Here is a 10,694-nt window from a genome sequence, read left to right on the forward strand (position 1 = left end):
GTACTTCCGTCCCCTCACCGCCACCACGGACCGGCCCGCCGGTGCCGCGACGCAGCCGGGTGAAGCCTGAGCCGCCGTCAGCTCAACGGGGCATGCATGAGGATCTCCGCCGTATCCGGCCGGGTCGGCGGACACGACGCGCTGGAGGCGAGAGTGATGAACGAAAGAGCCGGACGATCCGGCCACGACACCCTCAGGGTCCCGGTCCTCATCGTCGGCGGCTCCCTGGTGGGGCTCGCGACCTCGTTGTTCCTGGGACGGCTCGGAGTGCGGCACATGCTGGTGGAGCGCCATTCCGGCACCTCCATCCACCCGCGCGGCCGCGGCAACAACGTCCGCACGATGGAGCTGTTCCGGGTGGCGGGCGTGGAGCGGTCCATCCAGGAGGCGGCCGCCACCCTGGCCGGCAACCACGGCATCCTGCAGACCCCCACCCTGGTCGGCGACGCCGGCGAGTGGCTGTTCCGGGACATCGACCCCGGCGGCGGACTGGCCCGTTTCAGCCCCAGTTCCTGGTGCCTGTGCAGCCAGAACGACCTGGAGCCGGTCCTCCTCGCCCACGCCCGCAGGCACGGCGGCGACCTGCGGTTCTCCACCGAACTGATGTCGTTCGAGAGCGACGCCGACGGCGTCACCGCGGTGGCCAAGAGCCGTGAGACGGGTGAGCACACCACCATCCGCGCGGACTACCTCGTCGCCGCCGACGGCCCCCGCAGCCCCGCCCGCGAGCAACTCGGCATCGGGCAGAGCGGCCCCGGCGACCTGTTCCACAACGTCAGCCTCACCTTCCGCTCCCGCGGCCTCGCCGACGTCGTCGGCGACCGCCACTTCATCGTCTGCTACCTGACCAGCCCCGACGCCGACGGCGCCCTGCTGCCCGTGGACAACGTCGAGAACTGGGTCTTCCACGCCCCCTGGCACCCCGAACACGGGGAAACCCTGGAGGAGTTCACCGACGAGCGGTGCATCGAGCACATCCGCCGGGCCGTCGGCGTCGCCGACCTCGACGTGACGATCACCGGCAAGGCGCCCTGGCACGCCGCCCAGCGCGTCGCCCGCAGCTACCGGTCGGGGCACGTGTTCCTGGCCGGCGACTCGGCCCACGAGATGTCCCCGACCGGGGCCTTCGGTTCCAACACCGGCATCCAGGACGCGCACAACCTCGCCTGGAAGCTGGCCGCGGTGCTCGACGGCTGGGCGGGGGAGGGGCTCCTGGACAGCTACGACGCCGAGCGCCGACCGGTGGCGGAGGCCACCAGCGCCCGCGCCGCCGCCCGGTCGGCCGAGCACAGCCACCCCGGTTTCGCCCCGCCGCCCGGCGCGGGCGGCGGCGGTCCCCAGCGCGGCATCCTCAACGTGGCCCTCGGCTACCGCTACCCGCAGGGCGCCGTCGTCGGCGCCGACCCCGCCGAACCGGTCGTCCCGGAGGGCCTCGACCTCAGCGGCCGGCCCGGCAGCCGGGCACCCCATCTGTGGGTCCGGCGAGCGGGCGAGCGGATCTCCACCCTCGACCTCTACGAGCGGGCCCCCGTCCTGCTCAGCGACGCCGGAGAACCGGGCGGATGGCACGAGGCCGCCGCCCGGCTCGCCGAGGAGCTCTCCCTCCCGCTCAGGTCGTACCGGGTGGGCGCCGGACCCGGCGCCGACCTGGTGACCGAGGACGACGTCGACTGGGCGGAGCGCCACGGCACGACCCGCGGCGGCGCCGTACTCGTCAGGCCCGACGGATTCGTCGCCTGGCGTTCACTCGGCCCGGAGCCGGACGCCGAGGCGGCGCTGCGCGAGGTCCTGAACACCGCGCTGGCTCTCGCCACGCCCCGCGGACTCCACCGGAACTCAGCTGACTTCACCCGTGTGAACGCCCCGAGTGGTGCCGCGACGAGGCGCGGCTGACGGTGGATCACGTCCCGGTCGGGTCACGTCAGCTGACGAGGCGTCGGCTGCCCGATCGTGACGGAAGGGCCGTCGTATGCGTTCCGCTCACATGATTCCGGCCGCCGGTGACCCATGCCGGGCGCGATAGCGAAGCCGAGGCCGCCACCCGTACCCCGGGTGGCGGCCCGGCTCGCTTCCCGTGCCGTGTCCGCTCCGCTGCCGCGCCCGAGTGAGGTGGTTCCCGATGGCAGTACCCCCGTCCCCGTCCTCTTCCCCTTCCGCTTCCCCCTCTGCTTCTGGTCGCTCCGTTCCGCCCGTTCCCTCCGAGGAGGGAAACCCCCGCACCGGACTGACGATGCTGTGCGCCGCGGCCGCCGTGATCCTGGCGCTGAACCTGTTCGGCGGCAATGCCACGGCCCCCGGCGCCCCCAGCCCCCCGCACGCCCCGCCCGGCGCCGCCGCGCTCGCGGCGAGCGCCGCACCCGACACCTCCACCTCGGCCCCGTCCGCCGAGGACGAGGCCGCCGAGAGCCGGGCCCCGCTGGGCAAGCACCTGCCGCGCTCCAGGCCCGTACGCCTGCTCATCCCGAAGATCTCGGTCGACGCGCCCTTCACCGACCTCGTCATCGGCCCCTCCGGACGGCTGGAACCGCCGCCCGCGAACGACGTCAACCTCGTCGGCTGGCACGTCGCCGGAGCCTCCCCCGGCGAGACGGGCACCGCGATCATCGCCGGGCACGTCGACACGAAGACGTCCCCGGCCGTCTTCGCGGGCCTCAGCGAACTGGTGAAGGGCGACACCTTCTCCGTCCGGCGGGCCGACGGCAGGACGGCGACCTTCCGGGTGGACACCGCGGAGACCTTCGCCAAGGACGACTTCCCCAGTGAACGCGTGTACGCCGACACCGCGCAGGCACAGGTACGGCTCATCACCTGCGCGGGGAACTACGACCGGACGGTCAAGGACTACACCGACAACCTGGTCGTCTTCGCCCATCTCATCTGACGCCTCGCCCGGCCCCGGTCACCCGCGTAGTTCATCCGAGTCGCGCGGTTGCGGGGACGGGCTGAGGATCGAGGAACGCTGACGTCGCATCACCGCGGCCGACGTTCACTTCCCCCTCCGCGAAGGAGATGTGCGCAGGATGACCACCACGTCCGAACGTGTTGCAGGTTCGCGGACGCGACAGGCGTCGCAACGAGTCTCCCAGTCCGTGTTCGACGGCTCCCGGCTTCGAGTCGTCCTCCTGGTCGACGTCTACGACGGAGCCCAGCAGCAGTTCCTGGAGGCCTACGAGCAGCTCTGCAACCAGGTCGCGTCCGTCCCCGGACATGTCAGCGACCAGCTGTGCCAGTCCATCGAGAACCCCTCCCAGTGGCTCATCACCAGCGAATGGGAGAGCGCCCCGCCGTTCCTCGCCTGGGTCAACAGCGAGGAACACGTGCGGATGGTGGAGCCACTGCACAGCTGCGTCCGCGACACCAGGTCGTTGCGCTTCCACGTCGTGCGCGAGACCGGCGGCCCGGCGACCGAGGCCAAGCCCGGCAAGCGCCGGCTCCAGACCTCGCCCAGGATCGGCGACGGCGTGATCCGTCACGCGCTCACCTTCACCGTGAAGCCGGGCAGCGAGGAGATCGTCGCCAAGATCCTCGCCGACTACGCCTCGCCCGAGCCGCAGGTCGACGACACCACCCGGCTGTGCCGCACCTCGCTGTTCATGCACGGCAACCGGGTGGTGCGGGCCATCGAGGTGCGGGGCGACCTGCTCGCCGCGCTGCGGCACGTCTCCCGGCAGCCCGAGGTACGGGCCGTCGAGGAGGCCATCAACCCCCATCTGGAGCAGGACCGCGACCTCAACGATCCCGAGTCCGCACGGGTGTTCTTCACCCGGGCCGCGCTGCCGGCCGTCCACCATGTGACGGCGGAACGCCAGGACGCGCAGGCCGAGCGGTACGCCCTGTACTACCCGGCCCGGGCCGACCGCGGCATGAAGCTGGCCGAGCTGCTGGCCCGGCAGGACGAGGCGGCGGCGGACGACCCGCGCAGCCCGGTCCTGCGCAGCACGATCTTCCAGCGCGACGACGTCGTCGTCCGGCTGATCGACCTGCGCGGCGGACTCGACGCCGCCGACCCCGTTCAGGCCCTCGGCCTGGCGGACCCCGGGCAGGTCGCCGAGCTGACGATGCTCCAGGACGCCGTCGACGCGGACGCCTCCGCGACGAAGGACGCCCGGCTCGCGCGCTTCCTCGAACGTGCCCGCATGGACCTCGTCACCGACCGTCGGTCGCCCGACGCCTGATTCGTCATCACGTGGGCCGGGGCGGCGCCACGCCCCGCCCACGTCGGTGCAGTACAGCAACGGAGGAACGTCGTGATCACTTCCCGTCCCAGAGTCGTGGATCTCAGCGAGGTCGAGCCCAACACCCGGCGCGGCGGCGATCTGCGCGCCATGCTCACCCCCGTCACGGTCGGTTCGACCAGCGGTTTCATGGGCGTGGCCCTCATCAAGCCGGGCGACCGCATCAGCGAGCACTACCACCCCTACTCCGAGGAGTTCGTGTACGTCGTGTGCGGGCAGCTGGAGGTGGACCTGGACGGCGAGCCCCAGCCGCTGCAGCCCGAGCAGGGTCTGATGATCCCCGCCCACATGCGACACCGCTTCCGCAACGTCGGAAACGTCGAGGCCCGGATCGTCTTCCACCTCGGCCCACTGGCCCCGAGCCCGCCGCTCGGCCACGTCGACACCGAGGAGAGCGACGCCGAGCCCGTGGTGATCGGGCGCGAGGCGACCGCACGACGTCAGGTCGGCTCATGACGAGGCGGGTCGCGGTCACCGGCATAGGCATCGTCGCTCCGGGCGGCATAGGCGTCCCGTCGTTCTGGCGGCTCCTGGTCGAGGGACGCACGGCGACGCGCGGCATCACCTTCTTCGACCCGAGCGGCCTGCGCTCGCGGATCGCCGCCGAGTGCGACTTCGACCCGGCGGCCCACGGACTGGATGGCGCAGACGTCGAACGGTGCGACCGCTACATCCAGTTCGCCATGGTCGCCGGCGACGAAGCGGTCCGCGACGCCGGTCTCGACCTCGCCGCCGAGAACCCCTGGCGGGTCGGCGTCTCCCTGGGCACCGCCGTCGGCGGCACCACCCGGCTGGAGAACGACTACGTCCTGGTCAGCCATCGTGGGCAGCGCTGGGACGTGGACCACCGGGAGGCGGCCCCGCAGCTGCACCGCGCGTTCTCGCCCAGCACGCTCGCCGCCACGGTGGCCGAACGGTTCGGGGCGCGCGGCCCGGTGCAGACCGTCTCCACGGGCTGCACCTCGGGACTCGACGCGGTCGGGTACGCCTTCCACACCGTCGAGGAGGGCCGGGCCGACATCTGCATAGCGGGCGCCTCGGACTCGCCGATCTCCCCGATCACCATGGCCTGCTTCGACGCGATCAAGGCCACCTCCTCGAACAACGACGACCCCGCCCACGCCTCGCGTCCCTTCGACGCCGACCGGGACGGGTTCGTCATGGGCGAGGGCGGCGCCGTACTCGTCCTGGAGGAGCTGGAGCACGCCCGGGCCCGCGGCGCCCGCGTGTACTGCGAGCTCGGCGGTTACGCCACCTTCGGCAACGCCTACCACATGACCGGCCTGACCAGCGAGGGCCTGGAGATGGCCCGGGCCATCGAGGACGCCCTCGACCACGCCCGGACCGACGCCACGGCGATCGACTACGTCAACGCGCACGGGTCGGGCACCAAGCAGAACGACCGCCACGAGACCGCGGCGGTGAAACGGGTCCTGGGCGGCCACGCCTACGACACGCCCATGAGCTCCATCAAGTCCATGGTGGGTCACTCCCTCGGCGCGATCGGCGCGATCGAACTGGTCGCCTGTGTCCTGGCCCTGACCCACCAGGTCGTACCGCCGACCGCGAACTACGAGACGCCCGACCCCGAGTGCGACCTGGACTACGTCCCGCGCGTGGCCCGTGAGCGCAAGCTGGCCAGCGTGCTCTCGGTGGGCAGCGGGTTCGGCGGCTTCCAGTCCGCGGTGGTCATGAACCGGCCGAGGGAGAAGACACGATGAGCGAACCCCATCCACGGCGCGCGGCCGTCACGGGAATCGGTGTGGTCGCGCCCAACGGAGCCAGTACCGAGACCTTCTGGAAGTCCACCAGCGAGGGCATCAGCGTCCTGGAACGCGTCACCCGCGAGGGATGCGAACACCTGCCGCTGCGGGTGGCGGGCCAGGTTCGCGACTTCGACCCGACGGCCATGATCGAGGGGCGCTACCTCGTCCAGACCGACCGGTTCACGCACTTCGCGATGGCCGCGGCCGACCTCGCGCTGGACGACGCCCGCCTCGCGCGGACCGAAACCGACGCGGCGCCGTTCTCTGTCGGCGTGGTCACCGCGGCCGGTTCCGGCGGCGGCGAGTTCGGCCAGCGGGAACTGCAACAGCTGTGGGGCAAGGGAAGCCGCTTCGTCGGCCCCTACCAGTCCATCGCCTGGTTCTACGCCGCCAGCACCGGCCAGATCTCCATCCGGCGCGGCTTCAAGGGACCCTGCTCGGTCGTCGCGGCCGACGAGGCCGGCGGCCTGGACGCCCTCGCGCACGCGGCGCGGGCCGTGCGGCGCGGCACCGACGTGATCGTGGCCGGGGCCACCGAGGCGCCGATCGCGCCCTACTCGATGGTCTGCCAGCTCGGTTACGAGGAGCTCAGCACGCTCGACGACCCGACCCGCGCCTACCGTCCGTTCACCGCTGCGGCCTGCGGGTTCGTGCCGGCCGAGGGCGGCGCCATGGCCGTGGTGGAGGAGGCGGGCACGGCCCTGGCGCGAGGCGCGCGGGTGCGGGCCTTTCTCGCCGGGCACGCGGCCACCTTCACCGGCGCCTCCCGCTGGGAGGAGTCCCGGGAGGGGCTCGCCGAGGCGATCCGGGGAGCGTTGGAGGAGGCCGGGTGCGCCCCCGAGGAGATCGACGTGGTCTTCGCCGACGCGCTCGGCGTGCCGGCCGCGGACCGTGCCGAGGCGCTGGCGATCGCCGACGCCCTCGGCGCGCACGGCACCCGCGTGCCCGTCACCGCGCCGAAGACCGGGATCGGCCGGGGTTACTGCGCGGCGCCGCTGATGGACGCCGCCGCGGCCGTGCTCGCGATGGAGCACGACGTGATCCCGCCCACCCCCAACGTCTTCGACATCTGCCATGACCTCGACCTGGTGACCGGCCGGGCCCGCAGCGCCGAAATGCGCACGGCGCTGGTCCTGAGCCGGGGACTCATGGGGTCGAACTCGGCGCTGGTGCTGCGGCACGGCGCCACCGACGCCTCGTAGCGAGGCGCCGCGGAGAAGAAGAGGAGAGGATCCACATGTCTGACCGCATCACCGTGGAAGAGCTGGCCGAACTCATGAAGAAGTCCGCCGGTGTCACCGTCGCCCCGGAGGAACTTCGCCAGAACGACACCGGCTTCGACCGCCTCGGCGTCGACTCGCTCGGCCTGCTGGGCATCGTGGGCGAGCTGGAGAACCGGTACGGCACGCCGATGCCCCCCGACGCCGAGCGCTCCAAGACGCCCCGGCAGTTCCTCGACCTCGTCAACAGTGCCCTCATGGCAGGAGCGTGAGATGACCGGACACACCCAGAACGAGATCACCATCGCGGCCCCCCTGGACCTGGTCTGGGAGATGACCAACGACCTGGAGAACTGGCCTCGGCTGTTCAGCGAGTACGCCTCCGTCGAGGTCATCCGCCGCGAGGGCAGGAAGACCACCTTCCGGCTGACCATGCACCCGGACGAGAACGGCACCGTGTGGAGCTGGGTCTCCGAGCGCGAGCCGGACCGCGAGGCGCTCACCGTCAAGGCCCGCCGGGTCGAGACGGGGCCCTTCGACCACATGAACATCCACTGGCGGTACGAGGAGGTCCCGGCCGGCACGCGGATGGTGTGGACGCAGGACTTCGCGATGAAGCCGCAGGCGCCGGTCGACGACGAGTGGATGACCGACAACATCAACCGGAACTCCAAGGTCCAGATGAGCCTCATCCGGGACCGCATCGAGAAGGCCGCCGCCGAACGCGGCGCCACCCGGGGTCTGACCGACTGAGCCGGACGGAGAACAGTCCCATGCACCAAGCCCTGATCGTCGCCCGTATGGCCCCGGGATCGGCCCCTGACATCGCCAAGGTGTTCGAGGAGTCCGACCGGGGAGAACTGCCGCGCCTCGTCGGCGTCGTCCGGCGCAGTCTCTTCCAGTTCGGCGACGTGTACATGCATCTCATCGAGTCCGAGCGCGAGCCCGGCCCCGCCATCGCCAAGATCACAGGGCATCCCGAGTTCCGGGACGTCAGCGAGCGGCTGTCCGCGTATGTCAGCGCGTACGACCCCGAGACCTGGCGTTCCCCCAAGGACGCCATGGCGCAGCGCTTCTACCTCTGGGAGCGCGAGCCGGCCGGCTGACCGAGGCCGACCATCACCGGTCGCCGGACCCGCGACGCTGCGGGCCCGGCGACCGGTGGTTCGTGGGGGTGGGGGTGGGGTGGGAGAGGGGATACGGGGAACGTGCGGCCGGATCAGCCGGGGACGTGGCAGTCGAACGCGTGCAGATAGGGGTTGACCGGGCTGATGTCGTCGATCACCAGGCCCGCCTCCGTAAGCCGGTCGACCATGCTGTCGGTGGTGTGCTTCGCCCCGCCGACATTGAGCAGGAGCATCAGGTCCATCGCGGTGCTGAACCGCATCGACGGCGTGTCGTCGACCAGGTTCTCGATGACCACGACCCGTGCCCCGGGGCCGCCCGCCGCACGGACGTTGCGCAGGGTGCGGGCGGTGCTCTCGTCGTCCCACTCCAGGATGTTCTTGATGACGTAGACGTCGGCCTTCACCGGGACGGCCTCCCGGACGTCGCCGGGCACCACGCGTGCCCGGTCCGCGAGGTCGCCGCCCGCCCGCAGCCTCGGCACCGCGTTCTCCACCACCCGGGGCAGGTCGAGCAGGGAGCCGTGCATCGCGGGGTACTTGTCCAGCAGGCTCGCCACCACGTGCCCCTGACCGCCGCCGATGTCGGCGACCGAGGAACTCCCCGACAGGTCGAGGAACTCCGCGACGTCCCGCGCGGACTGCACGCTGGACGTCGTCATGGCGCGGTTGAAGACGTCGGCGGACTCCGGGGCGTCCTCGTTGAGGTAGGGGAAGAACTCCTTGCCGTACAGGTCCTCCACGACGTTGCGGCCGGTGCGCACCGCCTCGTCGAGCAGCGGCCAGGCGTCCCAGGTCCACGGCTCGGTGCACCACAGGGAGATGGCGCGCAGGCTGTGCGGGTCGTCCTCGCGCAGCAGCCGGGAGACGTCGGTGTGCGTGAACGTCCCGTCCGGCTGCTCGGCGAAGACGTCGTAGCAGGACAGGGCCCGCAGCAGCCGGCGCAGCGGCCGGGGTTCGGCCTTCACCGCGGCCGCGAGGTCCTCCACGGTCATGGGACGGTCGCCGAGGGCGTCGGCGACGCCCAGCCGGGCGGCCGCGCGCAGGGCGGCGGCACACGCCGCCCCGAACGCGAGCTCCCTCAGCCGCATGGATGGCGGTGGGGCAGTACGAGCGGTCGTCATGTGCCGCCTTCCTTCCTTCTCGGGGTCACTGACCCGGCTTCAGCACAGGCCGGCGGGCTTCGACGCCCGGCAGTTGTTGCCCATGAAGGCGTTGCCCTTGCCGGTGTCCGTGTTGATCAGGTCCGCGGGGGAGTTGTCCCGCAGCACGTTGTCGGTGATCCGGTTGCGGTCGCTGGTGGTGCCCACGAAGCTCTTGAACAGGACGATGCCGCCCGACAACGGGGACTTGCCGGCGTTCTCCTCGATCACGTTCTTGGTCACCAGGCTGTCCTCGGCGCCGGTCAGCACGATCCCCGAGCCCTGCAGCGCGTCCAGCCTGGCCGTCTTCGGGCAGGACTTGTTGTTGCGCACGATGCGGTTCTCGGCCACGGTCACGAGGCCGGCCTTCGGCTTGTTCTCGTCGCCGACGACGAACACGCCCGCGCAGTTGCCGGTGAGCTGGTTGTGGGCGACGGTGAGGTCGCGCAGGCGGCGGACGGTGATGCCGATCCGGTTGCCGTCCAGTCGGTTGTGCTCGACCAGCGTCCCCTTGGAGTTCGTGGCGCCCTGCTCCTCCTTGATCGTGTTGGCGAGGAACAGACCCGCGTCGCCGTTGTTGCGGGCGACGTTGTCCTGGAACACACCGCGCACCGAACGCTCCGAGGCGATGCCCCACACACCGTTCTTCACCGCGGTGACGTGGTGCACGGTCAGCCTGTCGGTCGCCATGGAGAGGACGCCGGCCTTGGCGAAGCCGGTCACCGTGAGGGAGGCGATGGTGACGCCCTTGACGTCGCGTTTCTTCGTGCCGACGACGCAGATGCCGTAGCCGCCCGCGGCGCAGCTCTCGGGGACCTTCGGGGCTGGCGCGGCGGCACTCGTGGTGCTGGTGCCGGCGGCGGCGGTGGTGCCGGTGCTCACGCGCGGGTCCGGCTTGAGGACCGTGCGGCTGCCCATGCCACGCAGGGTCAGCCCGGGCGTGCCCACCTTGACGCTCTCGTGGAAGGTGCCGGAGGCCAGCAGAACGGTGTCACCCGGCTTGGCGGCGTCCACCGCCTTCTGGATCGACTGCCCCGGCCGGACCACGTGGACCGTATGACCGGCGACCGACGGAGCGGCGCCCAGGCCGGTGCCCACGAGCGCGGCGGTGCACGCCAGGTATGCGATATGGCATTTCTTCATATTGCGTACGTTATGACCGGATCGACTGTTAATCGGTGGGATGGGCCATCCGGTGGCGTGTCCC

The 10,694-nt window shown here is 71.4% G+C and carries 11 protein-coding genes; 9 read left to right on the forward strand and 2 right to left on the reverse strand.

Going from position 1 to position 10,694, the window contains the following annotated elements:
• Window positions 1-156: 156 nt before the first annotated feature.
• From B5557_RS38415 to B5557_RS38455, 9 genes are all read left to right on the forward strand, one after another.
• Complete coding sequence (locus B5557_RS38415; protein ID WP_173877879.1) at window positions 157-1,893, forward strand: FAD-dependent oxidoreductase; 1,737 nt, start codon at window positions 157-159, stop codon at window positions 1,891-1,893.
• Window positions 1,894-2,230: 337 nt separating this feature from the next.
• Window positions 2,231-2,881: a class F sortase gene (locus B5557_RS38420; protein WP_231976139.1), complete on the forward strand. Its 651-nt coding sequence runs from the start codon at window positions 2,231-2,233 to the stop codon at window positions 2,879-2,881.
• A 139-nt stretch (window positions 2,882-3,020) separates the two neighbouring features.
• Window positions 3,021-4,175, forward strand: coding sequence for a SchA/CurD-like domain-containing protein (locus tag B5557_RS38425; RefSeq protein WP_079663808.1), 1,155 nt, complete (start codon window positions 3,021-3,023; stop codon window positions 4,173-4,175).
• A 72-nt stretch (window positions 4,176-4,247) separates the two neighbouring features.
• Window positions 4,248-4,691 (forward strand): cupin domain-containing protein, encoded by a 444-nt coding sequence (locus tag B5557_RS38430; protein ID WP_231976140.1) that lies wholly within the window; start codon window positions 4,248-4,250, stop codon window positions 4,689-4,691.
• Window positions 4,688-5,956: a beta-ketoacyl-[acyl-carrier-protein] synthase family protein gene (locus B5557_RS38435; protein WP_079663810.1), complete on the forward strand. Its 1,269-nt coding sequence runs from the start codon at window positions 4,688-4,690 to the stop codon at window positions 5,954-5,956. Before B5557_RS38430 ends, B5557_RS38435 begins: the two co-directional genes overlap by 4 nt.
• A complete protein-coding gene (locus B5557_RS38440; RefSeq protein ID WP_079663811.1) occupies window positions 5,953-7,203 on the forward strand; it encodes a ketosynthase chain-length factor in 1,251 nt (416 codons plus the stop codon). The genes B5557_RS38435 and B5557_RS38440 overlap by 4 nt, the downstream gene beginning before the upstream one ends.
• 35 nt (window positions 7,204-7,238) lie before the next feature.
• Complete coding sequence (locus B5557_RS38445) at window positions 7,239-7,493, forward strand: acyl carrier protein (RefSeq protein ID WP_079663812.1); 255 nt, start codon at window positions 7,239-7,241, stop codon at window positions 7,491-7,493.
• A gap of 1 nt (window position 7,494) precedes the next feature.
• Complete coding sequence (locus tag B5557_RS38450) at window positions 7,495-7,974, forward strand: SRPBCC family protein (RefSeq protein WP_079663813.1); 480 nt, start codon at window positions 7,495-7,497, stop codon at window positions 7,972-7,974.
• A gap of 20 nt (window positions 7,975-7,994) precedes the next feature.
• A complete protein-coding gene (locus B5557_RS38455; protein ID WP_079663814.1) occupies window positions 7,995-8,327 on the forward strand; it encodes a TcmI family type II polyketide cyclase in 333 nt (110 codons plus the stop codon).
• A gap of 113 nt (window positions 8,328-8,440) precedes the next feature.
• Here B5557_RS38455 and B5557_RS38460 read toward each other — a convergent pair whose 3' ends face one another.
• Window positions 8,441-9,469 carry a methyltransferase gene (locus tag B5557_RS38460; protein ID WP_079663815.1) on the reverse strand — a complete coding sequence of 343 codons (1,029 nt, stop codon included), beginning with the start codon at window positions 9,467-9,469 and terminating at the stop codon, window positions 8,441-8,443.
• 39 nt (window positions 9,470-9,508) lie between these two features.
• Window positions 9,509-10,630, reverse strand: coding sequence for a right-handed parallel beta-helix repeat-containing protein (locus tag B5557_RS38465; protein ID WP_079663816.1), 1,122 nt, complete (start codon window positions 10,628-10,630; stop codon window positions 9,509-9,511).
• Between the last annotated feature and the right edge of the window lie 64 nt (window positions 10,631-10,694).

This window comes from Streptomyces sp. 3214.6 (assembly GCF_900129855.1).
In the GTDB taxonomy this organism is placed as follows: Bacteria; Actinomycetota; Actinomycetes; order Streptomycetales; family Streptomycetaceae; genus Streptomyces; species Streptomyces soliscabiei.

Bases quoted from the DNA above. Each gene is read 5' to 3' on its own strand.
- B5557_RS38415 (WP_173877879.1), top strand. From the start codon at position 157: ATGAACGAAAGAGCCGGACGATCCGGCCACGACACCCTCAGGGTCCCG.
- B5557_RS38420 (WP_231976139.1), top strand. From the start codon at position 2,231: ATGCTGTGCGCCGCGGCCGCCGTGATCCTGGCGCTGAACCTGTTCGGC.
- B5557_RS38425 (WP_079663808.1), top strand. From the start codon at position 3,021: ATGACCACCACGTCCGAACGTGTTGCAGGTTCGCGGACGCGACAGGCG.
- B5557_RS38435 (WP_079663810.1), top strand. From the start codon at position 4,688: ATGACGAGGCGGGTCGCGGTCACCGGCATAGGCATCGTCGCTCCGGGC.
- B5557_RS38440 (WP_079663811.1), top strand. From the start codon at position 5,953: ATGAGCGAACCCCATCCACGGCGCGCGGCCGTCACGGGAATCGGTGTG.
- B5557_RS38445 (WP_079663812.1), top strand. From the start codon at position 7,239: ATGTCTGACCGCATCACCGTGGAAGAGCTGGCCGAACTCATGAAGAAG.
- B5557_RS38450 (WP_079663813.1), top strand. From the start codon at position 7,495: ATGACCGGACACACCCAGAACGAGATCACCATCGCGGCCCCCCTGGAC.
- B5557_RS38455 (WP_079663814.1), top strand. From the start codon at position 7,995: ATGCACCAAGCCCTGATCGTCGCCCGTATGGCCCCGGGATCGGCCCCT.
- B5557_RS38460 (WP_079663815.1), bottom strand. From the start codon at position 9,469: ATGACGACCGCTCGTACTGCCCCACCGCCATCCATGCGGCTGAGGGAG.
- B5557_RS38465 (WP_079663816.1), bottom strand. From the start codon at position 10,630: ATGAAGAAATGCCATATCGCATACCTGGCGTGCACCGCCGCGCTCGTG.